Genomic DNA, 24,528 nt, shown 5'->3' with positions numbered 1-24,528 from the left:
GCCATGACCATCGACTGGTGGACACTGGGCTTTCAGATCGTCAACGTCACGGTCCTGATCTGGCTGCTCCGCCTTTTTTTCTGGAAGCCGGTGGCGGCGATGATCGCAGCGCGTCGCGCTGCGACGCAGAAGTCGACCGACGATGCCAAAACGGCAAGCGACACGGCAGCGGCTGCACTGGCCGACGTCGCGAAGACGCGCGCTGGCTTCGCCAACGAGCGCGAAACGATACTGGGTGACGCGCGCAAGGCGGCCGATGTCGCGCGCGCGGTGGTCCTGGCGAAGGCCAAGAGCGATGCGGACGCGCTGCAGACCGCCGCGAAGGCCGACATCGCCAAGGACGCCAAGACGCAGGAGGGCGCCTGGAGCGATCGGTCGGCCGACCTCGCGGTCAAGATTGCCGGTCGGCTGGCGGGGCGGCTCGATGGCGACGCGGTGCAGGCTTGCTTTCGGCAATGGCTGATCGAAGAGATCGGCAAGCTTCCCGCGCCGGCCCGGAAGGCCGCCGCAGCAAAGGAAATGAAGCTTATGCTTGCGAGCGCCGTAACGCTTGATGCGGGGACTCAGCAGAGCTGTGCGAAGGCGATCGGTGAGGCTCTCGGCGGCGATCCCAAGATTGCGTTCACCACCGATGCTACGTTGATCGCTGGCTTCGAGCTGAGCGGAGAGCATCTGATCGTGCGCAGCAGCTGGCAAGCCGATCTGGTGACGATCCGGGCCGATCTGGCGATATGAACGCTTCCGACACTTGGCTGAAGGACTCGCAGGCTCGACTCGGCGGCACCACCCTCGGCGCGCAGGCCGAGCAAATCGGGCGGGTCGAGGAGGTCGGTGATGGCATCGCTTTGGTGTCAGGGCTGCCGAATGTCCGGCTCGATGAATTGCTCCGCTTCGAGAAAGGCCAGTTCGGCTTTGCGCAAATGCTCGATGAGGATCGCATCGGCTGCGTGCTGCTCGACGACGTCGACGGAGTCGAGGCGGGCGACAGCGTGCGCGGCACTGGCGATGTCGTGCGCGTCCCCGTCGGGCAAGGGCTGCTCGGCCGCGTGGTCGATCCGCTCGGCCGCCCGCTCGACGGCAAAGGGCCGATCGCCAGCGACACCCGGCATCCGATCGAACGGCCCGCCCCGGCGATCATCGACCGCGATCTGGTGGTCGACCCGGTGCAGACCGGCCTGATGGTGGTCGACGCCTTGTTTGCGCTCGGCCGAGGGCAGCGCGAACTCATCATTGGGGACCGCGCGATCGGCAAGACGACGATCGCGATCGACACGATCATCAACCAGAAGGATAGCGATATCGTCTGCGTCTATGTCGCGGTCGGCCAGAAAAGCTCGAGCGTGCGCCGTGCGATCGACGCGATGCAGGGCAGCGCCGCGCCCGAACGCTGCATTATCGTCGTCGCAGGTGCGGCGAGTTCGCCTGGGCTGCAATGGATCGCGCCCTTCGCCGGCATGACTATGGCCGAATATTTCCGCGATTCGGGAGGCCACGCGCTCATCGTGATCGACGATTTGACCAAGCACGCCGCCACCCACCGTGAAATCGCGCTGCTGACGCGCCAGTCGCCGGGTCGCGAGGCCTATCCCGGCGATGTGTTTTACGTCCATGCGCGGTTGCTCGAACGCGCGTCGAAATTGTCGAAGGACAAGGGCGGCGGATCGCTGACCGCGTTGCCGATCGCCGAGACCGACGCAGGCAATCTCAGCGCCTATATCCCGACCAACCTCATTTCGATCACCGACGGCCAGATCGTGCTTGATGCGAAGCTGTTCTACCAAGGGCAGAAGCCGGCAGTAGACGTTGGCACCAGCGTCAGCCGCGTCGGCGGCAAGACGCAGGCACATGCCTTGCGCGAAGCGGCGCAAACGCTGCGGCTCGATTACGCGCAGTTCCTCGAACTCGAGAGCTTCACGCGCTTCGGCGGCATGCCCGATACGCGCGTCCGCCAGCAATTGACGCGCGGTGCGCGAATCCGCGCGATCCTCGATCAAATTCAGCACGCGCCGCTAAGGCTTGCGGACGAGGTCGCCCTGGTGCTCGCGGTCCAAGGCGGGCTGCTCGACGTGCTTCCGTTGCCCACGATCCTGGGGTTCCGCAAGGGCTTGGCCGAGATGATCGATCGCGACGCGGCCGATGCCGTCGCAATGATGCAGAAGGACGGCACGCTCGACGACGACGCGAAAAGGGCGCTGCTCGGCGCGCTGGAGAAGTATGTGACCAGCTTCGCGCCCGAACTCGCGGCCGCGCCCGTCGACCCTGCGACGTGACGCTTCGCCTTGCCGATATTGACGCACGGATCGAGGGCGTCGAACAGCTTGGAGCTGTGGTCAACGCGATGCGCGGCATCGCTGCGTCGCGGGCGCAGCAGGCGCGCGCGCAGGTCAAGGCGGTGGACAGCTATGCCGCGACGATCGCCGCCGCGATCGGCCGCGCGCTCACGCTGATGCCGTCGACTCCGCACAAGGAGCGAGCGGCTGACACGCATCCTGCTTTGGTGGTATTCGCGGCGGAGCAAGGCTTTGCCGGTGCGTTCAGCGAACACGTCTTCGCATCGCTCGGCGACGACTTGGCAGGATCGGCAATCTTCCTAATCGGCACGCGCGGTGCCACCGTTCTTGCCGAACGCGGGATCGACCCGGCATGGCTCGGCGCGATGCCATCGCACTCGGCGGGTATTCCGAAACTGGCCGATCGGGTCGCGGAGGCGCTTTATAGCGGGCTGGCGAAGGGGGAGATTGTGGCGCTGGACGTTGTCTTCAGCCAGCGCGATCCGGGGCACAACGCTAGGATCGAGCGGATGACGCTGCTCCCGCTCGATCTGAGTCGATTTCCCGCGTCAGTGCTTGGTCCCCCGCTGCACAACCTCGCGCCGGCGGAACTCCTCGCCGGGCTGACCGCCGACTATTTCCACGCTCAGTTGTGCCACGCAGCGCTCCACGCCTTCGCCGCCGAGAACGAAGCGCGGATGGAAGCGATGGCGGCGGCGCGCGATCAATCCACGCGCCAGCTGGTCGATCTGCAGGCCCAGGCGCGGCTTGTGCGACAGGAAGAGATCACCGCGGAAGTCATCGAACTCGCTGCAGGAGCGGCAGCGAGTCAAGCGCGCGCTAGGTAGTTTCCGACCCACGAGGTGGCCTGGCGATCAAGCTATGACCCATCCTAACGCTGATCCGGCATTGCGCCGGGAGGCGGTCGAGACTTGCGTCAATCCGTGTAGGACACACCCATGATCGCCACGACACCCCAAATTCTGTACACGCAGACTCGTCTCGGCCAGACGCTGTTACAGGCGGACGCCGCGACTGAGGGGTGCGCCCGGGCCTCACACCTCGGGCTGGCCGATCTGTATAGAACGGACCTCGCGAGGCTGAACGCTGCGATGCTCGACTCCGCACCGGAAGCCGGCGATCCTGACGTGATTTTCCTGCTGAACGACCTGACAATTGATGACAGGCGCGCGCCGGGTGAAGTCTGTGCAAGACTTGTCAGCGGGTTCGAGTGATGAACGATCGCACGTCGCGCGACCGCCAGTCTTCGTCAGCTGGCCCGCTCGATCGGCCGGGCTTCGACCTCGGCGGATCGACGGGCGAGACTACGGCGGGCTTGGGGCTCGGATTAGGCTTGGACTCCGGGGACACGGCTTTGAGCGAAGTCTCCCGGGACGTAGAATTGTCGGCAAGCTTGGCATTCCGCGCTGACGCGGTCCCGATTTCGAGAGCGCCCTGACGCGGAAAGACGGCCCGGCAGGTCGGTAAAAGGTCGATCGAAAGTCGCGGAGCGGCTGAGCGAGCGCGATGCACCACCACGCGTGGTGCATTCGCGACGAAGTTTCATTGTCACTGCCGTAGCGGCGCGCCGCCCTTTCCGAATCCTCGCCAAGATGAGTTTAGCTACGTCTGTTAAGGCCGCTGCCGTGTAGTCACGCGATTTGCCACGGGATCAGGCAAGTCGAGGCGCTCCACCGCGTCTAGCGTATCGTCCAGGGCATGCTTGTAAGCCCAAGCTCGATGCGCATCGAGCCGGACGTCCTCGATTGTCCGGCGATGGAGGCGATGTCGTGAACTGCTCCTGGAGGGTCATTAGGGCGCTGGATCGTGCAACTCCGCAGCCGTAATCGGCGAACGAATTCATGAAGCACTGCGCAAAACCTACGGTAGCGAAGGTATAGACGATCGGGGCCAGTCTGCTGGCCGATCCTGTCCAGCGCCGGCTCGAACTTCCTCGGGACATGTCGCTATCCGCTTCGCGCATCGATACTTGGTATGACGGTCGCGCAACCGGGCGGAGATGATGCGCGTTTGCTCGGCGAAGAGTTGGCGCTGCTGATCGACGGGGCGACCAACTACGCGATCTATATGCTCGATCCACAAGGTCATGTGACGATCTGGAACCGCGGGGCCGAACGGATCAAGGGCTGGACGCAGGTCGAAGTTCTCGGCCGGGACTCCGCAATGTTCTATATCCCGGAAGATGTGCTGGCTGGCAAACCGCACGCCGATCTCGCCCGAGCCAGCGCCGAGGGTCGCTTGGAGGAGGACAGCTGGAGGCTGCGCAAGGACGGGTCGGAGTTTCTCGCCAGCGTGACGATCACCGCCTTGTACGACGAGGCAGGCGCCTTGCGCGGGTTCGGCAAGGTCGTGCGCGACATTACAGATCAAAAGGCGGCGGAAACGGCGCTGATGCGGCGCGAGCAGCATTTGCACTCGATTCTGGAAACCGTGCCCGACGCGATGATCGTGATCGACGAACACGGGCGGATCGCGTCGTTCAGCTCGGCGGCGGAACGCATTTTCGGCTATGCCGAGAACGAGGTGCTTGGCCGCAACGTCGAATTGCTGATGCCCGCGCCCGACCGGCAGCGGCATGACGGCTACCTTGCCGCCTATTTGGCCGGGGGTGCGCGCACGGTGATCGGCGCGGTCCGTGCCGTTACCGGCGTGCGCAAGAACGGCGAAACCTTTTCTGCCGAGCTGGCGGTCGGCGAGACGCTCAGCGGGGGGCAGCGGATCTTCACCGGCTTCGTTCGCGACCTCACCAAACGCGAGCAGACCGAACTTCGACTGCGCGAGCTTCAAACGGAGCTGATCCATGTCTCGCGGTTGAGTGCCATGGGAACGATGGCCTCGACAATGGCGCACGAACTCAATCAACCCTTGACCGCGATCGCAAACTACCTCGAAACGACGCGCGACTTGCTGGTCGATCCGTCGGCGGAAACGGTGGCGCTTGTGCGCGAGGCATTGGCCGACGCTGCGGGCCAGTCGATCCGTGCGGGGCAGATCGTCCGACGCTTGCGCGAGTTCGTAGCGCGCGGCGATGTGGAACAATGCGCCGAACCGCTAAACGCTTTGGTTCGCGAGGCAGCGAACCTTGGCCTGATCGGTGCTGTGCAGGCGGGCGTCGAAACGGTGATGCATTTCGCGCTCGAAGCCGAGTTGGTTCATGCCGATCGCATCCAGATCCAGCAAGTGCTGGTCAATTTGATCCGAAACGCCCTCCAAGCGATGGCGGCGTCGCCGCGCCGGGTGCTGACGATCACGACGGCGGTCGAGTCGGAAAATTGCATGCAAGTTTCGATCGCCGATAGCGGGGAGGGGGTCGCTCCTGACTCGGCGGATCGCCTGTTCCAGGCGTTCGCCTCGACCAAACCCGACGGCATGGGCGTCGGCCTGTCGATTTGCCGCACGATCGTCGAGGCGCATCATGGCCGGATCTGGGCGGACTCGGCTCCGGGCGGTGGGGCTGCCTTCCACTTCACGTTGCTGCGGGAGCAAGGCGATGTCGGATAAGCGGATCGTCCATTTGGTCGACGACGAAGACGCGATCCGGCGCTCGGCCGGCTTTCTGTTGCGCTCGTCCGGGTTCGACGTTGTCACCTACGGGTCGGTCACCGAGTTTCTTGCAAGCGTCGGCCTCGCGGCCCCCGGCTGCATCCTGCTCGACATCCGGATGCAGGGGATTGACGGTCTCGAAGTCCAGCGCACCCTAGGCGAACGCGGCGTCGGCTTTCCGATCATCATGCTGACTGGGCATGGTGACATCACACTTTCGGTGCGCGCGATCAAGGCGGGCGCGGTCGATTTCCTCGAAAAGCCCTTCGAGAAAGCAACGTTGATGCTCGCGATTGAGGAAGCGTTCGAGCGGTTGACCGAGACGCAGACGCAGCAGCTCGACGCGAGCGATGCCACGATCCGCCTTGCCGCCTTGACCCCGCGCGAGCGCGACGTGCTCGAAGGATTGGTCGCTGGCCAGCCGAACAAGATAACAGCCTACAAGCTCGGCATCTCGACCCGTACGGTCGAGGCGCACCGCGCCAATTTGACACACAAGCTTGGCGTACGTTCGATTTCGGACGTGCTGCGACTGGCGTTCGCCGCCAATCTGGGCGCTTCGCCCGCCGTGTGACCCCAAAACGCCGGGCCGGCCTTCAGTTTCTACGTACAGACGACAGCCTTGGATTCGTTGATTGTGCGCCGATGGATCAACATCGCACGACATGTTTTCCGCAGTGACGGGCATACGCATCGCCTTGATCGGCGGAGTGCCGGCGGAACGCCACGCGCGCCAGTTGATGCTGCGCGGAGAGGGGTTCGACGTGCGCGCCTATGCCAGCGCCGCACCCTTGCTCGCCGACCCGCTTGCCCTGGCGAGTGTCTGCATCGTAGCGGAGGTGACGATGCCCGGAATGGGTGGCGTGGCGCTGGTGCAGGCGATGCGCGAGAAGGGGTGGCATGGCGCTGCGATCCTGCTTGCAGGCGTCATTTCTTCCGCGCTGGCGGCGCTAGCAATCGAACAGCATTTCACCGTGATGGTCCCGACTGGGTTAGCCGACCGCCTATTGCTCGCGGGAATCCGCACGGCGATCGCCGAGCGTTGAGCTAACCTAAGAGCCGCCCGACATGCCGCGCGATCTGCGCGCCTTCCTGCGACGGCAGCGTCCGCACAGCGATCGGCCCGGCAAAGCCGAGATCGTCGCAGATTGCCGCGCGCACCGCCACGTCGTGCTCGCCGATGCCGCCAGTGAAGACGATGAGATCAGCACCACCCAACACCGCGAGCATTCCGGCGATCTGCTTGGCGACCGAGCGGCAGAAGCTGCGGATCGCAAGACCGGCGGCTGGGTCGTCGCTGGCATGCAGCACCCGCAGATCGGCTGACAGACCCGACACGCCGAGCAAGCCCGAATGCCGGTCGATCATTTCCTCGATCGCCGCGGCATCCATGCCGCGCTCACGTATTAGGTACAGCAACAGCCCTGGATCGAGATCGCCGGCGCGCGTCCCCATCACCACCCCGCCCGACGGCGTCAGCCCCATGCTGGTATCGACCGAGCGCCCCGCGCGCACCGCTGTCACGCTTGCTCCGCTGCCGAGATGCGCGATGATTAGGCGATCGGGCGGGGCGCCGCCCAGTTGCGTCAGGATCGATTCGCACGACAGCCCGTGAAAGCCGTATCGTCGCACGCCCTCGGCATGCATCGCCCTTGGGATCGGCAGCACCGCCGCGAGATCGGGCAGGTCCGCGTGGAAGCCCGTGTCAAAGCAGGCGACCTGCGGCACATCGGGAAAGTCCGCTTGCGCTGCCGCGATCATCGCCAGCGCGGCGGGCGCGTGTAGCGGCGCAAACGCCGTCGCGCACTGTAATCGGTCGATCACGCCGTCATCGATCACCACCGGCGCGAAAAGATCGATCCCGCCGTGAACGATGCGGTGCCCGATCGCGTCCGGGCGTACTTGGCCAATCCGATCGAAGAGTCCATCGCCGGCATCGGCGTGCTCGACCTCGCCGGTCGAGACCTCCGTCACCGTATTGCCGACCGCATAGACGCCGAACTTGACCGAGGACGACCCGCCGTTGAGCGTCAGGACGCGCATGGCGTCCGCTGCCAGTCGGCCACCTTGGGCGTATCGTTGCCATGCTCGGCGATGGATAGCCTGTAGCGCTTGAACTCCATCTGGTAGCGATCGATATCGCTGAGCACGACGACGATGGACATGGTCTTTGGGATCCTGTGGGCGGGGCTTGGGCTCGGAAGGCTATGCAGTTCGCAGCGCACGTAGGGCAGCTTCGGGAACTACGCAGGCGCGGGTTTGCGTAGTTCCCGACCCTGCGTTGGGTTCGAACTGTGCGCTAGAGCGGTGGCTACACAAGCTGGAAGCGAACATTCGATGGTCAATACCGTCCTCAAGCCCGACGCGCTCGCGATCGCCACCGAACGGGCCGCGCAACCGGTGGTGCACCACCTACCGCACGGCTTTTCCGACCATTTCGCGCTCGGTTTCACCAAACTGCTGCGCTTCAGCGCCGACACCTTTTTCGCCAAGCGCTACGGCCACCGCGCGATCGTACTCGAGACGGTGGCGGCGGTGCCCGGCATGGTCGGGGCGATGTTCACCCATCTCAAATGCCTGCGCTGGATGCGCGACGACGAGGGCTGGATCCGTACCCTGATGGAAGAGGCCGAGAACGAGCGGATGCACTTGATGACCTTCATTGAGATCGCCAAGCCGACCTGGTTCGAGCGCACCGTTATCCTGCTGGTTCAGGGCGTGTTCCTGATCGGCTTTTCGCTGCTCTACTTGCTCTCTTCGAAGACCGCGCACCGCGTGGTCGGCTATTTCGAGGAGGAGGCAGTGACCAGCTACACGCTGTACCTGCAGGAGATCGACGAAGGCCGCTCGCCCAACGTGCCTGCGCCCGCCATCGCTCGCCATTACTGGAAGATGGCCGATGATGCGACGCTGCGTGACCTGGTACTGGTCGTGCGCGACGATGAGGCGCATCATCGCGACGTCAACCACGGTTTCGCGAGCACGATCGGGGGTCTGCCGAAAGAGCGGGCGAGCGCGCCCTATCCGCCGCACGCGGTCGAGCTCGCCTGACTCGGCTCGATAGACGGATGCAGGCGTTGGCCGCCTGCCTGTCGGCGATCGCCGGCTATGTCGATGCGGTCGGGTTTCTCGCGAGCGGCGGATTCTTCGTGTCGTTCATGAGCGGCAACTCGACACGCTTTGCCGTTGGGATCAGTCACGGCACAGCTAGTGCCGGGATCGCCGCCGGGCTGATCGGTGGATTCGTCGCCGGCGTCGTGCTCGGTTCCCTGTGCGGAACGCTGGCGGGCACCCACCGACGCTCGGTCGTACTAGTCTTGGTCGCCGCGCTGCTGTCGGGCGCAGCGGTTTGCGGCATGAACGGGGCGCCTGGCGTCGCCATCGCGCTGACCGCGCTTGCCATGGGGTCGGAGAATGCCGCCTTCGAACAGCCCGGGGGAAGCATCGGCCTGACTTACATGACGGGAGCGCTGGCCAAGGTCGGGCAGGGAATCGCCGGGTTGCTCCTCGGCGGTGGCGACTTCGCGTGGCTGTCGTACCTCGCTTTATGGACCGGGCTGGTCGCGGGAGCGATCCTCGGCGCGGTGGCATATCCGAGGTTCGGGATCGCCGCGCTGTGGCTGCCCGCCTGCTTATCGCTTCTTTTGGCAATTACGACACGGCATCTGGGCTTCCGGGGGTCGGCTAAGTAGTTCCCGATCCTGCTGCCCCACCGTGCCAAGGTTAGGGTCTCCGTTCGCATTCCCGAAAAGGACGAGCATGACCGACACACTTCTTGAGGCGACCACGCCGATCCGCCACGTCGTCGTGCTGGGGCATCCCGCACCCGGCAGCTTCAACCACGAAGTCGCCGAACGCTATTGCCAGACAGTCCGCGAAAACGGGCAGGAAGCGGTCGTACGAGACCTATATGCGCTCGACTTCGACCCCTGCCTGCGCGCCGCACGCAGGCCCGGCCACACCACCGGCATGTCGGCCGATGTCGCGCATCAGCTCGGTTTCTTGCGGCAAGCCGATGTCATCGTGCTGGTCTATCCGATCTGGTTCGGCATGCCGCCGGCGATCATAAAGGGCTATGTCGATCGCGTGCTGGGCGTAGCGCTGACGCCGGCCGACATTCGCGATCACCGGCCTGATTCGGTGCTCGTCGGCAAGGCTTTCGCGACCTTCTCGAGTTCTGCTACGACATCGATCTGGCTCGACGAACAAGGCCAGCTCGGTTCAATCCGGCAAGCCTTCGACCGGTATTTAATGGGAATTTTCGGGTTGCACGATGCTGGGCACGTGCATTTTGGCGCGATCGTGGAGGGAATGGATGAGCGGTTCGTGAGCCAATCGCTGTTCGAGGTAGAAGAACACGCCCGCAAGATCTGCAGCGACGTCGCGGCCGCACACCATTCCGCGAAGGCGCTGGAAGCTATGACGGCCTCTGGCGCGCGCTAAGCGTCGTGGACAAAGCTTGACCTGACACTCTCGTGTTGATTCAAGCCTGCTTTTTGAGGCGGTTTTGGGAGCGCATCGAGGTTTCGGAGGAAGCGTGAGCGCTGATCGGACTGTTGTTGCCGGCCGAACATGGCCGCGGTGTCGGCCCGCCGGCTACAATCGGCGTTATTTCGAGGGCATGATGTGGATGGCGCGGTCAGGTGCGCAGTGGCGCCTGCCGACTATGGCAAGTCGAACAGAGTGTTTCGGCGTTATCTGCGCTGGGTCGAGATAGGAGTATTCGCCGCCCTTCTCGAAACGCTGGCCGAGATGGTGGAGCGCGGCACCAGCGCCGACATGATCGACAGCACGGTGGTCCGGGTGCATCATTGGGCGGTCGGGTAAAAGGGGATCAAGGGCCCAGGGGCTTGACCGGTCGCGCGGCGGCTTCACCACCAAGCTCCACGCCCGCTGCGATAGACACGGGCGACCGCTTGGCTTCGTCCTAACACCGGGACGGGCGCACGATGTCAAAGGCTTTGGTCCGCTGTTCCGAATGCTCGATGAGCGCATCGACGAATTGCTCGCCGACAAGGGTTACGCCGCAAATGCCAGCCCTGCCGTCAGTTCGGCCAGTCCCGCCAAGGAACGGCGGCTCTTGTGCGGAGCCGCCATCCGCTTCCAAATCTTCGAACGACGTATTTTGGTCGACTTCTGCAACAGCCGTGTTGGGGGCGAGGACCCAAAGCACGAAGCCGCTGCGCGGCATTGGTGTTGGTGGTGAGGTAGCGCCTTTGCGGTGAGGTTTGGCCCGGCGGCAGCGGCGGCAGACGATGGAGTTCCTTCAACCAAAGGAACTTGATCATGGCGATTGTACCGATCGAACGACCCGTCACCCCGCTGCGTCAGCGGATGCTCGACGACATGGCGATGCGCGCGATGCGGTCGCGGACCCAGCATGATTATATCCGCCACGTCCGCGCCTTCGCGGCTTTCCTCGGGCGCTCGCCCGATACCGCGACCGCCGAGGATGTGCGCCGCTTCCAGCTTCACCAACGCGAGCAGGGTGTCGGAGAGTCCACGATCAACGGCTCGGTATCGGCACTGCGCTTCCTGTTCGACGTGACGCTCGAGCGACCCGACCTGTCGCGGCGGCTGGTGCTGGCGCGTCGTCCCAGGAAGCTGCCCGACGTGCTGAGCGTCGATGAGGTGGGACGGCTGCTCGAGGCGGCACCGGGCATCAAGTACCGGGCGGCGCTGGGCGTGGCCTATGGCGCTGGCCTGCGCGTGTCGGAGGTCGCGCACCTCAAGGCCGACGATATCGACAGCAAGCGGATGCTGATCCGGATCGAGGAGGGCAAGGGCCGCAAGGATCGTAACGCCATGCTGTCGCCGCAGCTGCTCGAGCTGCTGCGGCTGTGGTGGCGCGAAGGCAAGCGGCGCAGTGTCCTTCTGCCGCACGGCTGGCTCTTTCCAGGGCGCAGCTACACCGACCCGATCTCGACCCGGCAACTGCACCGCGCGGTCTGCGAGGCGGCCGAGGCGGCGGGGATTCGAAAGCGCGTCAGCCCGCACACGCTGCGGCACAGCTTCGCCACTCACCTGCTCGAACAGGACGTCGATATCCGCGTGATCCAGGTGCTGCTCGGGCACAGCAAGCTCGAGACGACCGCGCTCTACACCAAGGTCGCAACGCGCACGATCCGCGCCGTGACCAGCCCGCTCGACCGGCTGATGGCGCTCATGGAGGGCAAGACGCCGCCCGGTTGACGCCCTCGTGCGGACCTCCCTCGAGGTCGCCAACATCTTTCGCGGCGCTGGTCCCGCATATCGAACGGCGCATGCGGGGCACCTGAGCCTGCACCAGCTGAAGGTCATGTCGGCGATCGAACATTGCCGTACCGCCGTCATGGGCGGTCACGTCGAAGCCTGCACCGACTGCGGGCATTGGCGGGTGGCCTATAACAGCTGCCGCAACCGACACTGCCCGCGGTGCCAGGGTGCCGCCGCGCGCGCCTGGCTGGCCGAGCGTGAGGCCGACCTGCTCCCGGTCGGTTACTTCCATGTCGTGTTCACGCTGCCGGCCGAGGTCGCCGATATCGCCCTCCAGAACAAGGCCGCGCTATACGGCCTGCTGTTCCAGGCGGCGTCCGAGACGATGACCACCATCGCCGCCGACCCCAAGCATCTTGGCGCACGCATCGGCATCACCGCTGTCCTTCATACGTGGGGATCGGCGATGACCCATCACCCGCACATCCACATGATTGTGCCGGGCGGCGGGCTGTCGCCCGACGGCAGCCGCTGGGTGTCGTCGCGCCCGGCGTTCCTCTTGCCGGTGCGCGTGCTCGGCAAGCTGTTCCGCCGCCTGTTCCTCACCCGACTGATGGCGCTGCGCGACACCGGGCGGCTCGGCTTCTTCGGAAGCATGGGCCATCTCGCCGACCGGCGTGCGTTCCTGCGCCACCTGTCGCCGGTCCGGAAGAAGAACTGGGTCGTCTACGCCAAAGCACCGTTCGCGGGACCAGAGGCGGTGCTCGCCTATCTGTCGCGCTACACCCACCGGGTGGCGATCTCGAACGGCCGGCTGCTGCGCTTCGACGAGACCGGCGTGACGTTCCGCTACAAGGATTACCGCCGAGACGGAGCCGACCGCCAGCAGACCATGACGCTCGCGGCCGATGAGTTCATCCGCCGCTTCCTGCTCCATGTCCTGCCAAAAGGCTTCCACCGCATCCGTCACTACGGCCTGCTCGCCGGTGCCACCCGCAAGGGGCAGCTCGAGCGGATCCGTGAGCTACTTGGCGTTGCACCGCCGGCCATCACCGATGCGCCGACCGGGCCGGAAGACGTTCGACCGCCATGTCCATGCTGCGGCGGGCACATGGTCGTCATAGAGACCTTCGAACGCTGGCGGCAGCCGCGCGCACCGCCGCAGAGCACCGCATCGACCGGGACGACCACGCCATGACCCCGCATGGCTCAGCTTCATCCCGCCACGCAGGTCTTGCGGTTCCGGCGATGCTGCCGCTCGTGCTGGCAACATCACCGACTGCATCAGCGGCACCTTCAACCTGCGATCATGGGCAAGATGCACCCCGGACACTGCCCCTCGGGACCATGATCTCGGCCGCCGATACGCGCCTCGACAGCCGTCACACGCGCCGCACAGCCGGGCCAAACTCGAAATCCCCATAGCCAGTACACGTGGCCCGCGGCTTCCTGCTTTGGAGGATATCGTACGCCTCACGGCATCCGATTTCCTTCACAATCATGGACGCTCAGCGCCATCCTTGCGCTTCCCGACTCCGGACACTCATTCATCAGTTCGCGATCGCCCTGCAGCGGCGCTGAAATGTCGAACTTTGGGACTTTGCCGCCATTCCCTGCTTGCTCCGCGAACGGCAGCTTCAAACCACACCGGACATCAAAGCTGCATGCAACCCACGGCATGGCAAAGAAATGAGTGACCGGTAGTCATCGAGCGATCAAATCGCTGCTGACGACACCGCGAGCATACCGACGGCGAGAGTGCCGCTGCCGCTAGCCTCGTACGCAGCCCGGACAAGTTTCGGCGCAGTTTGGGCGCGCATTGCTTCGCCGACCAAGATTAAAGCGGGGCCGGCACCCGAGGCACGATCGATCACCAGCGCCAGCAAATCGAGTCGGGTATGGACGAGACGTTCCGACGGAAGGCTGACATCGCTCGCGATGAGCACCGGGGTAACCGGCGCGAGGCCGTTTGCAATAAGCTGGCTGGCGATATCTGCCGCCGCACCGCGGCCCATGTAAAAGGCTAGGGTAGCGGAGGAATCCGAAAGCGCCGCCCAGTCAAGATCCAGCGGCTGGCCAGCACGCGCGTGGGCGGTTACGAAACGCAGTTCACGCGCCGATCCGCGCAGCGTCAGCGACACGCCGGCGCCGGCCGCTGCGGCGCTCGCTGCGGTGATGCCCGGGCAGATCCGCACGCGAAGGCCGTGGCGGGCAAGCGCGTCGATTTCCTCGGTCGAGCGGCCGAAGATCGAGGGATCACCGCCCTTCAGCCGCACCACCCGCTCCCCGGCGAGCGCAGCCTCGACCAACAGCGCGTCGATCGCGCCCTGCGTCTTGGAATGGCGGCCCGAGCGTTTGCCGACCGAGACGCGCGTGACATGCGCAGGGATCAAATCGAGTACTCCCGGTCCGACCAACGCATCGTAGAAGACGATGCTGGCCGCGCCGATCAGCCGCTCGGCCTTGCGCGTGAGCAGATCGGGGTCGCCTGGGCCGGCGCCGACCAGCCAGACGTCGCCGGGTGCGATCACTTCAGACATGGACACTCTCCTGGACGGGCAGCAGCTTGGCGATGGCGGGGCGGCACGAGCCGCAATTGGTGCCGGCGTTGATCGCCGTGCCGACCGCCTCCACGCTGACGAGCCGCTGGTCGGTGATCGCGGCTAAGAGCGTATTGAGGCCGACGTCGAAGCAGACACAGACGATCGCGCCGCGATCGGGGGCAGGAGTAGCAGGGCGCCCGGCAAGCACTTCGAACGAAGAGGCTTCGTCCGCGCCGAGCTGCCTGATCAGCCAGTCACGCGGCGGCAGGCCGGCGCTGCGCGACACAAACAACGCCGCCTGCAACTGCCCCTCCGCCATCACCGCCGAGCGCACTACGCCGCGGCGCGCATCGATCATCTCGGCGCGCTCGCCCGTGGGCATCAACGCGGTCATGGCCGCTGGATCGCCGTCGCCCGCCAGTTCGACCAGCCAGCCATTCGCGGTGCGGATTCGTGTCCAATAGGTGCAATCCGGGATGCCCGGCCGCTCGCGCGAGACGAGGAAGCCGGTCCAGTCGGGCTTGTACGATCCGGCGCGCGCGGGGGTGTTCTTGAAGCCGGGCTGACCCGAGATCGGATCGCGATCGTTGCCGGGGAGCAATCCGGTGCGGCCACCGGCGCTGGTCTGGTCGGTCCAGTGGATCGGCACGAATAGTTCGCGGCGGCGCTGCTCAGGCGTGATCGACACGCGAAAGATGCTCGCGCCGTTCGGCGTCTCGACCCGGGCGAGCGCTCCGTCGGTAAGGCTGAGACGTTGCGCGGTATCGGGATGGACCTCGACCAGCGGCTCGCGGCGGTGCTGCGACAGCTTGGGCGACAGCCCGGTGCGCGTCATCGTATGCCACTGGTCGCGGTAGCGGCCGGTGTTGAGCCGCAAGGGATAGGCGCGGCTGGCATCGTCGCGCGGGTTGTGGACGACGGGAACGAGCCGCGCCTTGCCGTCGGGGGTCGGGAAAGCGCGCCCGGCGAAAGGCGAGGCGCCGCCCCATTGGAACGGTGCCATGCCGGCATAGTCGGCGTCGGAGATCGCCGCCTGGCCGGAAATGTCGAGCAGCCGCGCGCCATCATTCTCGAACCCGGTCTGCGCGGCAAATTCGCGGAAGACGCTCGCGGCGCTCGGAAAATCGAAGCCGGCAAAGCCCATGCGCCGCGCAACCTCGGCGATTTGCCACCAGTCGGCGCGCGCCTCGCCCGGATCGGGCAGGAACGCGCGCTGGCGCGACACGCGGCGCTCGGAATTGGTAACCGTACCGTCCTTCTCGCCCCAGCCGAGCGCGGGCAGCTTCACCTGCGCAAAGCGCAGCGTATCGGTCTCGGTGATGCAGTCCGACACGACGACGAACGGGCAGTTGGCGAGCGCAACGCGCGCCATGCGCGCATCGGGCATCGACACAGCGGGGTTGGTCGCCATGATCCACACCGCCTTGATCTTGCCTTTGGCCATCGCCTCGAACATGTCGACCGCCTTCAGACCGGGACCGGGGCAAATCGTCGGCGAGTGCCAGAAGCGTTGCGCGCGGTCGCGCTCGGCATCCGAGAATCCCATATGCGCGGCGAGCGTCGAGGCGAGTCCGCCGACCTCGCGACCGCCCATCGCATTGGGCTGGCCGGTGATGCTGAACGGCCCCGCGCCGGGTTTCCCGATACGGCCGGTGGCGAGATGAAGGTTGATGATCGCGTTCGCCTTGTCGGTCCCGCTGGTCGACTGGTTCACGCCCTGGCTGAACAGAGTGATCGTGCGCGGGTGATCCGCGAACAGATCGTAGAACGCCTGCAGGTCGGCGGGGGTGATGTCGCAGACTCTCGCGACATCTGGCTTCGGCAGCGACTTCCAGAAGCCGTCGGGAACGTGCACGCGCTCCGCCAGCGCCTTGCCGTCGAGCCGCCAGGTCGAACGCATGTGTGCGAGCAGTCCGGTGAACAGTGCGACGTCGCTATCGGGGGCGATCGCGAGATGGAGGTCGGCGCGCTCGGCGGTCTCGGTGCGGCGCGGGTCGATCACCACGAGTTTGGTGCCGCGCGCCGCCCGCGCCGCCTCAATCCGCTGCCAGATCACGGGATGGCACCAGGCGGTGTTCGATCCGACCAGCACGATCAGATCGGCGGCATCGAGATCGTCATAGCTGCACGGCACGACATCCTCGCCGAACGCGCGGACATGCGCCGCCACCGCGCTCGCCATGCACAGGCGCGAATTGGTGTCGATATTGGCGGCACCGATGAAGCCCTTCATCAGCTTGTTGGCGACGTAATAATCCTCGGTCAGCATCTGGCCCGAGGCGTAGAACGCGACGCTATCGGGGCCATATTCGGCGATCGTCGCGGCGAAGCTCTGCGCGACGTGGTCCAGCGCATCGTCCCAGCTGGCCTGGCGGGTGCCGATCATCGGGTGGAGCAAGCGGCCTTCGAGGCCGATCGTCTCGCCGAGATGCGTGCCTTTGGAGCACAGCTTGCCGAAATTCGCCGGATGGGCCGGGTCGCCCGCGATCGTCGCAGAGCGTGCGCCGGTGGGCGTGGCGAGCACGCCGCAGCCGACGCCGCAATAGGCGCAAGTGGTCTTAACCGTGGTCAAGCCACGCCTTCCAGCGCCGCCGCGCGGCCGATCAGGATGCGGCCACCATCGATCTTGACCGGGATCACCGGCACGCACCCCTTGTCCTCGCCGAGCGCCTCGCCCGTCACGAGCGAGATCCGCCAGTTATGCAGCGGGCACGTCACCGTAGTATCGTGGACGATCCCCTGGCTGAGCGGCCCCTGCTTGTGCGGGCATTGGTTGGCGAGCGCATAGACCTCGCCATTGGCGGTGTGGAAGATCGCGATCTCGCGCCCGCCGCGTACCGGCAACGTCCGCGCACCGAGCGCGGGAAGCTGGTCGACCGGACCGATGTCCAGCCATTCGCCGACCGCGCTCACGCGGCCACCAGCGAAGGCGTCGCGAGAGGGCGGATTTCGGCGAGATGCTGGTGGAGTTTGTAGTCGTCGCCCGCCGCGCGCTTCGCCCACGGGTCGTCCTGCATGAAGCGCTGCGAGAAATGGAAGCGGGCAGTCAGCGCCACGCGGCCTTCGACATCCTCGACGATCCGCGCCTTGATATAGTCGAGCCCGACGCGCTCGACCCACGGCGCGGTGCGATCGAGATAGCGCGCTTCCTCTCGGTAGAGCTGGATGAACGCGGCGCAATGATCGAGCGCCTCTTGCTCGGTTGCGACCTTGCACAGGAAATCGGTGCCGCGCAGCTTGATCCCGCCATTGCCGCCAATCGACAGTTCGTACCCGCTGTCGACGCAGATCACGCCGAAATCCTTGATCGTCGCCTCGGCGCAATTGCGTGGACAGCCCGACACCGCGATCTTGAACTTGTGCGGCATGAAGCTGCCCCAGGTCATCTGTTCGGTCTTGATTCCGAGCCCGGTCGAATCCTGCGTGCCGAAGCGGCACCATTCGGAGCCGACGCACGTCTTCACGGTGCGCAACGCCTTCGCATAGGCGTGGCCGCTGACCATGCCGGCGGCGTTGAGATCGGCCCACACCGCGGGCAAATCCTCCTTCTTGATCCCGAAGATGTCGAGCCGCTGGCCGCCGGTCACCTTGACCATGCGCGCCTCATATTTCTCGGCGACATCGGCGATTGCGCGCAGTTCCTTGGGGTTGGTGACCCCGCCCCACATCCGCGGGACGACCGAATATGTGCCGTCCTTCTGGATATTGGCATGCATTCGCTCGTTGACGAAACGCGACTGGTTGTCGTCGATGAACTCACCAGGCCATGCACATAGCAGATAGTAATTGAGCGCCGGGCGGCACGACGAGCAGCCGTCGGGCGTCGTCCAGTGCAGCGCCTGCATCACCTGCGGGATCGCCTTAAGCTCTTTCTCGAGGATCAATCGGCGGACGTCCTCATGCGTGAAGCTGGTGCATTTGCACACGGTCGGCGCGCTGCGCTCGCCGTCGAATGCCTCGCCCAGCGTGACCGCGAGCAGGCCTTCGACCAAATTGGTGCACGACCCGCACGAGGCAGATGCCTTGGTGCAAGCGCGCACCGCATCGAGCGTCACCGCACCGTCCGTGATCGCGCCGACCACCTTGCCCTTGCTGACGCCGTTGCAGCCGCAGATCTCGGCATCGTCCGCCATCGCTGCGACTGCCGCATTAGGGTGTGCCGATGCCGCTCCTCCACTGGCGAAGGCCTGGCCGAAGATCAGCGCATCGCGGATTTCGGCGACGTTCTGCTGCTTCCTGAGCAGGTCGAAATACCAATTGCCGTCCTGCGTATCGCCATAGAGCACCGCGCCGATCACGCGGTCGTCCTTGACCACCACGCGCTTGTAGATGCCGCGCGCCGCATCGCGCATGACGATATCCTCGCAGCCATCGCCGCCCGAGAAATCGCCCGCCGAGAAGACGTCGATCCCTGAGACCTTCAGCTTGGTCGAGGTGACCGAGCCGGTATAGCCCGAGGGCGTCGCGACAAGCCCGTCGGCGAGGCTGCGGCACATGTCCCACAAGGGCGCGACCAGGCCGTAAACCAGGCCATTATGCTCGACGCATTCGCCGACCGCGAGGATGTTGGCGTCCGAGGTGACGAGGTGATCGTCGACATGGATGCCGCGCCCGATCGCGAGATCGGCGCCGCGCGCCAGCTTGACGTTGGGGCGGATGCCGACCGCCATCACCACGAGCGACGCCGGGATCTCGTGCCCCGTCTTGAGGCGCACGCCCTCTACCTTGCCCTGACCGTAGATTTCGGCGGTATCGGCGCCAGTCAGGATCGTCTGGCCGCGCGCCTCGAGCGCTGCCTTCAGCAGCCAGCCCGCCGCTTCGTCGAGCTGACGCTCCATCAGCGTCGGCATGATGTGGAGCACGGTCACCTTCATGCCGCGGAGCGAAAGGCCATGCGCGGCTTCGAGCCCGAGCAGCCCACCGCCGATCACCACCGCGTCTCCACCGGCGTCGGCCGCGCGCAGCATCGCGCCGACATCGTCCATATCGCGGAAGGTGACGACACCCTCCAGATCATGCCCCGGCACCGGGATGATGAACGGGTCCGAGCCGGTCGCGAGGATCAGCTTGTCATAGCTCTCGACCCGGCCCGAACGCGCCGTGACGGTCTGGATCCTGCGGTCGATCGCAACGACGGGGTCGCTCGCCACCAGTTCGATCGCATTGTCGGCATACCAGGCGAGATCGTTGATCACGATGTCGTCGAACGCCTTGTCGCCGGCGAGCAGCGGCGAGAGCATGATGCGGTTGTAGTTCACGTGCGGCTCGGCGCCGAAGATCGTGATGCGATAGCGCTCCGCATCGCGCGCGAGGATTTCCTCGACCGCGCGGCAGCCCGCCATGCCGTTGCCGATGACGATGAGATGCGGTTTGGTCATGAGAAAGCCCAATCCAGGGAGAGCCAGAGTTTCTTGGTGTCGGTCGCGTAGCGATCGGCGCGATAGTCGGCATATTTGAGGAGCGCGGTGTATCGGCCCTGCTTGACGCTGAGCTGCGCATCGACCTCATCGCCGTAATGTTGGCCGAGCCGGTCGCTGTCGAAGCGGTGATAGGCGGCGACCAGGGCGATCGCATCGAGCCCGGCGACCTTCTTCCAGCCATAGCCGACCGAGCCATAGGCATCGCGCAGGCCATTCGGCGGGGTGACGAGAAACTTGTCGGCCCAGCCGTTGAACTTGTGCAACGTGGCGAGCGGGGTCTGGAAGCTGGTGACCGCGACACCCCTGTCCGCGCCGAGCACCTCATACCCGCCGGTCAGCGTCAGCGCCCTGACGGCGATGCCGAGTTCGCCCGCATAATAGTCCGCGTGATAGCGGTTGGGGTTGCGGTGATAGTCGCTCTGCGACGCGAAGCTCGCAAGGTAGGCCACCTTGAGCGTCTTGCTGAGCGGATAGGCCCCGGCGAAGCGGCCGCCATAGCTCTGGCTCGAATTGACGAACACTTGCCGCCGGTCCTGGTCGACCAGATAGGCAAAGCCCGTTAGCGTACCGAGGCTGGTCCTGTAGGCCAAGTTGACGAAGACATTGTCACCGCCGATCTCGCCCAGCCGCGCGGGACCGAAGCGATTGCCACCGTCGATCCCCCAGATCGTGCGGACAGTGTTCGCGTAGGTGACATCGGCTTTGAGGTTCTTGATCGCCGACCATTCGACGCGCACCGCATCGAAGGTCTGTTCATTGTCGCGCCACGCGACCGCGCCGACGAAGCGCTGGTCGTCGAGGTTGATCGCCTGTCGCCCGATGGTGACGACGGTCTGCTTGAGCCCGCGATATTGCAGCTGCAGCCGGTTGAGCTCGATATTCTGCGGATCGGAAACGATCGGGTACGCCGTCTTGCCGTTGACCCCGCTGTTGTACGCCGGGTTGATCGCGAGCGTCGCCTCGGATTCGGCGAGAAAGCTGAAATCGCTGAGCTTCGCCTCGAACCCGCTGCGGAGCCTGAGCGTGACGGCGTCGGCGTCCTTCGCAAGCGGCGCCTGCTCGACATGTTCGTAGCGCAGCCGCGCATCGATCAACGGGGTGAAGGTGAGCGGGTCGGCGAGGGCCGGTGTCGCCACCAGCCCTCCCAGCGCGAGGAGCGACAGCGCGCGCATCAGATCCGCGCTCCGTTCGCCGCGGTCCAGCTGCCGCGCCAGTGGCGCTTGACCTTGAGGATCCCGAGCAAGGCGACGACCGCGAGCCCGGCGAAGATCAGGAAGCCGGGCGAAGTGCTGCCGGTCCACTGCTTGGCAAAGCCGAGTGAGGAGGCGAGGTAGAAGCCGCCGATCCCACCGCCGAAGCCGACGAGGCCGGTCATCACGCCGATCTCGCTGCGGAAGCGCTGCGGCACGAGCTGGAACACCGCGCCGTTGCCGAAACCGAGCGTCGCCATCACCAGCAGGAACAGGCCGAGCGAGACGGTCAGCGAGGCAGGCGCGGTGCTGATCGCCACCAGCACGAGCGCCGCCAGCAGATAGACCGCGGTCAGCGTGCTGATCCCGCCGATCCTGTCCGCCACCGCGCCGCCGATCGGCCGCACCAGCGATCCCGCGAAGACGCACGCCGCGGTGCAATAGCCCGCCGTCACCGGGGTCAGCGCGAAACGGTCAGTGAAATAGACCGGCAGGCTGGCGGCCAGCCCGACAAAGCCGCCAAAGGTAACGCCGTAGAACAGCATGAACCACCAGGTGTCGGCTTCCTTGAGCACCGACAGATAGGCGGCGAACGGCTTGGGCGCGGGCTGGCTCGGCGAATCCTTCGCCATCGCCATGTAGAGCAGGAACACGATCGCCAGCGGGATCACCGCGAGCCCCAGCACCGCGTTCCACCCGAACGCCTTGGCGAGCATCGGCGCGAACAGCGAGGCGAGCACGGTGCCCGAATTGCCCATGCCGGCAATCCCCATCGCCTTGCCCTGATGCTCGGCCGGATACCAGCGCGAGGCCAACGGCAGCGCGACCGCGAAACTTGCCCCCGCAAAGCCGAGCACGACGCCCAGCGCGAGCGTGCCCTCGAAGCTGTGCACCCCGAACAGCCAGCCGATCGACAGGCCGGCAATGACGATGATCTGCCCGATCGCACCGGTCTTCTTCGGCCCGATCTTGTCTACCAGCAGGCCGTTGACGAGCCGCAGCACCGCGCCGGCAAGCGTCGGCACTGCGACCATCAGGCCCTTCTCGGCGGGCGACAGCGCCAGTTCCTTGGCGATGATCGGCGCGAGCGGACCGAGCAGCACCCACACCATGAAGGCGAGATCGAAATAGAGGAAGGCGGCGATCAGCGTCGGGCGGTGCCCGCTCTGCCAGAAGCCGGTGTCGCTCGGTTTCGCTTTGGTTCGCGCGCTGGTCCCCACCAGCCCGGCGTCAAACTCTGTCTGCAACTGCGTCATCGTCCCGATTCCCCTCGAGCAAACGCAAAAAAGCCGCCGCGGCGCTCGATCATTCGAGACGCGACGGCGACTTTGCCAGATTGTTGGTGTTGCCGAAAACGCTACCCCGTTGCAGCGTCTTGACGATGACCTAAAGCTGCCTCGATTCGCGCCGCAACGCAACAATTTTCTACAGCGCGGCCGATTATGCTTCGAATCCGCCAAGATAGCCGGTGAGATCGGCCGGATCGAAGCTCCGCGCATCGAAGAATCGGTCGGCACCGAGGATCAAGCGGCCCTGTGTGGTGCCGACCCCAAGCGATCCGGCGATCCCGCCCTCGAGCTTAGAGCTCGCCCCCGGCAGCGGTACGCCGAGCGGTCGCAGCGCGGCGCGATAGACGTCTGGGCGGAAAACGCGTTGCGCCGCGTCATAATCGGTTGGGTTCGGTGTCGCGTGGCCAGCGATGCACATCTGCGCATAGAGCCACGCCGCCTGGCTGACCCACGGGAAATTGGCCGCCTCGCGATGCTGGAACATGAAATCGGCGACGTCGATCGGGTCGGCGCCTTGCGCAAACACGATGCGGTCCGAAATGGCGTGGCCGATCAGCGTAGCCGACCCATCGAGATAGTCCGGCCCCGCGAGGATAGCAGCAATCTCCTCGCGCCGAGTCGGATCGACGAAGGCCACGCCCGCGCGGTACAGCGCGCGCAGCAGGCGATGCGTGAGGTCGGGATCCTCCTCCATCCGCGCGGTGCGCATAGCCAGCACCTTCTCGACCCCGCGCAGCCAGATCTGCGACGTCACCGCGACGATCACGCCGACGCCGCGGTCGACCGCGACGCTGTTCCACGGCTCGCCGACGCAAATCCCGTCAATCTCGCCCGCGGCGAGCGCATCGGCGGCGAAGGGCGGCGCGACCGTGACGATCGATACGTCGCGATCGGGATCGATCCCGCAGCCGATCAGCCAATAGCGCAGCATGTAATTGTGGCTCGAATAGCGGTGCACCACGCCGAAACGCAGCGGCGTGCCGCGCGCGCGCGCCGCCTGCGCGACGATAGCAAGCCGTGCCCCGATCGCCGCGACGTCGCCGGGCGCGCCCACCGCAGTGACCTGCGCTGCGAGATCGGGCCGCAGCGTGATCGCATTGCCGTTGAGCCCGAGCACGAACGGCACCGATAGCGGCGTCGCCGGCCGCCCGAGCCCCAGCCTCGTCGCGATCGCCAGCGGCGCGAGCAGGTGCGCGGCATCGCTATGGCCATAGAGCAACCGGTCGTTGACGGTCGCCCAGCTCATGTCGCGCACGAGCTCGAGCGCGATCCCCTCCGCCTCGGCGAACCCGAGTTCGCGCGCAAGGATCGGCAAGGCGGCGTCGACCAGCGGCAGGAAACCGATGCGGAACGGCGTGGTCGTCATAGGTCCCCCATCAGCCGGTTCGCGGTGACGATCGCGTCGGCGACGTCGCCGATCCGCCGCCCGCTATCCATCGCCGCCTTGCGCAGCGCGGCATAGGCCGCAGGCTCGTCGATCCCGCGCTTCTTCATCAGCAGCGCCTTGGCCTCGTCGATCGCCTTGCGCTCGGCGAGCGCGCCGCGTGCTTCGTCGAGCTCGGTCCGCAGCCGCGAATAGGCGCGGAAGCGGCGGATCGCGAGTTCGATGATCGGGCGGATCCGCTCTTTCTTGAGCCCGTCGACGACATAGGCCGAGACGCCCGCATCGATCGCCGCCTCGATCCCCGCGACATCGCTTTGGTCGACGAACATCGCCACCGGCCGCGCCATCGCCTTCGACAACGCGAACAGCTCCTCGAGCTCATCGCGGTGCGGATTGGCGAGGTTGATCAGCACGACGTCAGGCGACAACGACTCGAGCCGTGCGGCTATACCGCGGCGATCGACGAAGATCGTGACATCGCTGAGGCCAGCATCGCGCAGACCTTCCTCGATCACGGCCGCGCGCGCAGCACTTTCATCGACAATCGCAATTCTCAAATGCGTGCCCTCCGCCAGCGTCCATAGACCGAGGTTGCGACAGACCAAAGCTGATTGAGCGGATGATCCGCTAGTACCGTGAGCGCTTACTACGACAGCTTCTGGGACTTCAAATA

The 24,528-nt window shown here is 65.6% G+C and carries 24 protein-coding genes; 14 read left to right on the top strand and 10 right to left on the bottom strand.

Going from position 1 to position 24,528, the window contains the following annotated elements; genetic code table 11:
* Positions 1-3: 3 nt before the first annotated feature.
* The 7 genes from ACVWYO_RS21125 (at position 4) to ACVWYO_RS21095 (ending at position 6,880) form a co-directional block, all read left to right on the top strand.
* Entirely contained in the window at positions 4-735 is a 732-nt protein-coding gene (locus ACVWYO_RS21125; protein ID WP_457354197.1) for a F0F1 ATP synthase subunit B family protein, read from the top strand.
* A complete protein-coding gene (locus tag ACVWYO_RS21120; RefSeq protein ID WP_457354195.1) occupies positions 732-2,270 on the top strand; it encodes a F0F1 ATP synthase subunit alpha in 1,539 nt (512 codons plus the stop codon). Before ACVWYO_RS21125 ends, ACVWYO_RS21120 begins: the two co-directional genes overlap by 4 nt.
* Positions 2,267-3,118, top strand: coding sequence for a F0F1 ATP synthase subunit gamma (locus tag ACVWYO_RS21115; protein ID WP_457354193.1), 852 nt, complete (start codon positions 2,267-2,269; stop codon positions 3,116-3,118). Before ACVWYO_RS21120 ends, ACVWYO_RS21115 begins: the two co-directional genes overlap by 4 nt.
* Positions 3,119-3,229: 111 nt before the next feature.
* Positions 3,230-3,505: a hypothetical protein gene (locus ACVWYO_RS21110; RefSeq protein ID WP_457354191.1), complete on the top strand. Its 276-nt coding sequence runs from the start codon at positions 3,230-3,232 to the stop codon at positions 3,503-3,505.
* A 760-nt stretch (positions 3,506-4,265) separates the two neighbouring features.
* Entirely contained in the window at positions 4,266-5,792 is a 1,527-nt protein-coding gene (locus ACVWYO_RS21105) for a PAS domain-containing sensor histidine kinase (protein ID WP_457354189.1), read from the top strand.
* Complete coding sequence (locus ACVWYO_RS21100; RefSeq protein WP_457354187.1) at positions 5,782-6,408, top strand: response regulator transcription factor; 627 nt, start codon at positions 5,782-5,784, stop codon at positions 6,406-6,408. Before ACVWYO_RS21105 ends, ACVWYO_RS21100 begins: the two co-directional genes overlap by 11 nt.
* 103 nt (positions 6,409-6,511) lie before the next feature.
* Entirely contained in the window at positions 6,512-6,880 is a 369-nt protein-coding gene (locus tag ACVWYO_RS21095; protein WP_457354185.1) for a histidine kinase, read from the top strand.
* Position 6,881: 1 nt separating this feature from the next.
* On the opposite strand, the gene ACVWYO_RS21090 is transcribed toward ACVWYO_RS21095, so the two are convergent.
* Positions 6,882-7,877: an acetate/propionate family kinase gene (locus tag ACVWYO_RS21090; protein WP_457354183.1), complete on the bottom strand. Its 996-nt coding sequence runs from the start codon at positions 7,875-7,877 to the stop codon at positions 6,882-6,884.
* A complete protein-coding gene (locus ACVWYO_RS21085; protein ID WP_457354181.1) occupies positions 7,865-7,999 on the bottom strand; it encodes a hypothetical protein in 135 nt (44 codons plus the stop codon). The genes ACVWYO_RS21090 and ACVWYO_RS21085 overlap by 13 nt, the downstream gene beginning before the upstream one ends.
* 172 nt (positions 8,000-8,171) lie before the next feature.
* On the opposite strand from ACVWYO_RS21085, the gene ACVWYO_RS21080 reads away from it, so the two are divergent.
* The 7 genes from ACVWYO_RS21080 to ACVWYO_RS21050 all read left to right on the top strand — a co-directional run bounded on the left by ACVWYO_RS21080 (position 8,172) and on the right by ACVWYO_RS21050 (position 13,227).
* Entirely contained in the window at positions 8,172-8,885 is a 714-nt protein-coding gene (locus tag ACVWYO_RS21080) for an alternative oxidase (protein WP_457354179.1), read from the top strand.
* Positions 8,886-8,902: 17 nt separating this feature from the next.
* The gene (locus tag ACVWYO_RS21075) at positions 8,903-9,526 is read left to right on the top strand and encodes a YoaK family protein (RefSeq protein ID WP_457354177.1); all 624 of its coding nucleotides are present in this window, start codon (positions 8,903-8,905) and stop codon (positions 9,524-9,526) included.
* A gap of 115 nt (positions 9,527-9,641) precedes the next feature.
* Positions 9,642-10,277 carry an NAD(P)H-dependent oxidoreductase gene (locus ACVWYO_RS21070; protein WP_457354175.1) on the top strand — a complete coding sequence of 212 codons (636 nt, stop codon included), beginning with the start codon at positions 9,642-9,644 and terminating at the stop codon, positions 10,275-10,277.
* A gap of 240 nt (positions 10,278-10,517) precedes the next feature.
* Complete coding sequence (locus ACVWYO_RS21065) at positions 10,518-10,661, top strand: hypothetical protein (protein WP_457354173.1); 144 nt, start codon at positions 10,518-10,520, stop codon at positions 10,659-10,661.
* Positions 10,642-11,040 (top strand): transposase, encoded by a 399-nt coding sequence (locus ACVWYO_RS21060; protein ID WP_457355086.1) that lies wholly within the window; start codon positions 10,642-10,644, stop codon positions 11,038-11,040. The genes ACVWYO_RS21065 and ACVWYO_RS21060 overlap by 20 nt, the downstream gene beginning before the upstream one ends.
* A gap of 80 nt (positions 11,041-11,120) precedes the next feature.
* The gene (locus tag ACVWYO_RS21055; RefSeq protein ID WP_457348793.1) at positions 11,121-12,026 is read left to right on the top strand and encodes a tyrosine-type recombinase/integrase; all 906 of its coding nucleotides are present in this window, start codon (positions 11,121-11,123) and stop codon (positions 12,024-12,026) included.
* A 7-nt stretch (positions 12,027-12,033) separates the two neighbouring features.
* Complete coding sequence (locus tag ACVWYO_RS21050; RefSeq protein ID WP_457348794.1) at positions 12,034-13,227, top strand: IS91 family transposase; 1,194 nt, start codon at positions 12,034-12,036, stop codon at positions 13,225-13,227.
* Between the two features lie 517 nt (positions 13,228-13,744).
* Here the strand turns inward: ACVWYO_RS21050 and cobA are convergent.
* The 8 genes from cobA to ACVWYO_RS21010 form a co-directional block, all read right to left on the bottom strand.
* Positions 13,745-14,569 carry a uroporphyrinogen-III C-methyltransferase gene (gene cobA, locus ACVWYO_RS21045; RefSeq protein ID WP_457354171.1) on the bottom strand — a complete coding sequence of 275 codons (825 nt, stop codon included), beginning with the start codon at positions 14,567-14,569 and terminating at the stop codon, positions 13,745-13,747.
* On the bottom strand, positions 14,562-17,144 hold the full coding sequence (locus ACVWYO_RS21040) for a molybdopterin-dependent oxidoreductase (RefSeq protein WP_457354169.1): 2,583 nt from the start codon (positions 17,142-17,144) through the stop codon (positions 14,562-14,564). Before ACVWYO_RS21040 ends, cobA begins: the two co-directional genes overlap by 8 nt.
* Positions 17,141-17,485, bottom strand: a complete 345-nt coding sequence (gene nirD, locus ACVWYO_RS21035) for a nitrite reductase small subunit NirD (protein ID WP_189677566.1) — start codon at positions 17,483-17,485, stop codon at positions 17,141-17,143. Before nirD ends, ACVWYO_RS21040 begins: the two co-directional genes overlap by 4 nt.
* A complete protein-coding gene (gene nirB, locus ACVWYO_RS21030; RefSeq protein WP_457354166.1) occupies positions 17,482-19,950 on the bottom strand; it encodes a nitrite reductase large subunit NirB in 2,469 nt (822 codons plus the stop codon). The genes nirD and nirB overlap by 4 nt, the downstream gene beginning before the upstream one ends.
* Positions 19,947-21,164, bottom strand: coding sequence for an alginate export family protein (locus ACVWYO_RS21025; protein WP_457354164.1), 1,218 nt, complete (start codon positions 21,162-21,164; stop codon positions 19,947-19,949). Before ACVWYO_RS21025 ends, nirB begins: the two co-directional genes overlap by 4 nt.
* Entirely contained in the window at positions 21,164-22,429 is a 1,266-nt protein-coding gene (locus ACVWYO_RS21020; RefSeq protein WP_426265456.1) for a nitrate/nitrite transporter, read from the bottom strand. The genes ACVWYO_RS21025 and ACVWYO_RS21020 overlap by 1 nt, the downstream gene beginning before the upstream one ends.
* A 193-nt stretch (positions 22,430-22,622) precedes the next feature.
* Positions 22,623-23,837 (bottom strand): ABC transporter substrate-binding protein, encoded by a 1,215-nt coding sequence (locus ACVWYO_RS21015; RefSeq protein WP_457354162.1) that lies wholly within the window; start codon positions 23,835-23,837, stop codon positions 22,623-22,625.
* Positions 23,834-24,412, bottom strand: coding sequence for an ANTAR domain-containing response regulator (locus ACVWYO_RS21010; protein ID WP_457354160.1), 579 nt, complete (start codon positions 24,410-24,412; stop codon positions 23,834-23,836). Before ACVWYO_RS21010 ends, ACVWYO_RS21015 begins: the two co-directional genes overlap by 4 nt.
* Positions 24,413-24,528: the final 116 nt, after the last annotated feature.

It is taken from the genome of Sphingomonas sp. UYP23 (assembly GCF_054059235.1).
The sequence above is the reverse complement of the archived record's forward strand: the minus strand, read 5'-3'. Positions and strand labels throughout refer to the sequence as shown.

Excerpts from the sequence above, each read along its gene's own strand:
- ACVWYO_RS21015 (WP_457354162.1), bottom strand. The coding sequence starts at position 23,837 with ATGACGACCACGCCGTTCCGCATCGGTTTCCTGCCGCTGGTCGACGCC.
- ACVWYO_RS21120 (WP_457354195.1), top strand. The coding sequence starts at position 732 with ATGAACGCTTCCGACACTTGGCTGAAGGACTCGCAGGCTCGACTCGGC.
- ACVWYO_RS21100 (WP_457354187.1), top strand. The coding sequence starts at position 5,782 with ATGTCGGATAAGCGGATCGTCCATTTGGTCGACGACGAAGACGCGATC.
- ACVWYO_RS21075 (WP_457354177.1), top strand. The coding sequence starts at position 8,903 with ATGCAGGCGTTGGCCGCCTGCCTGTCGGCGATCGCCGGCTATGTCGAT.
- ACVWYO_RS21055 (WP_457348793.1), top strand. The coding sequence starts at position 11,121 with ATGGCGATTGTACCGATCGAACGACCCGTCACCCCGCTGCGTCAGCGG.
- ACVWYO_RS21025 (WP_457354164.1), bottom strand. The coding sequence starts at position 21,164 with ATGCGCGCGCTGTCGCTCCTCGCGCTGGGAGGGCTGGTGGCGACACCG.
- ACVWYO_RS21110 (WP_457354191.1), top strand. The coding sequence starts at position 3,230 with ATGATCGCCACGACACCCCAAATTCTGTACACGCAGACTCGTCTCGGC.
- cobA (WP_457354171.1), bottom strand. The coding sequence starts at position 14,569 with ATGTCTGAAGTGATCGCACCCGGCGACGTCTGGCTGGTCGGCGCCGGC.
- nirB (WP_457354166.1), bottom strand. The coding sequence starts at position 19,950 with ATGACCAAACCGCATCTCATCGTCATCGGCAACGGCATGGCGGGCTGC.
- ACVWYO_RS21105 (WP_457354189.1), top strand. The coding sequence starts at position 4,266 with ATGACGGTCGCGCAACCGGGCGGAGATGATGCGCGTTTGCTCGGCGAA.
- ACVWYO_RS21080 (WP_457354179.1), top strand. The coding sequence starts at position 8,172 with ATGGTCAATACCGTCCTCAAGCCCGACGCGCTCGCGATCGCCACCGAA.
- ACVWYO_RS21085 (WP_457354181.1), bottom strand. The coding sequence starts at position 7,999 with ATGTCCATCGTCGTCGTGCTCAGCGATATCGATCGCTACCAGATGGAG.
- ACVWYO_RS21125 (WP_457354197.1), top strand. The coding sequence starts at position 4 with ATGACCATCGACTGGTGGACACTGGGCTTTCAGATCGTCAACGTCACG.
- ACVWYO_RS21090 (WP_457354183.1), bottom strand. The coding sequence starts at position 7,877 with ATGCGCGTCCTGACGCTCAACGGCGGGTCGTCCTCGGTCAAGTTCGGC.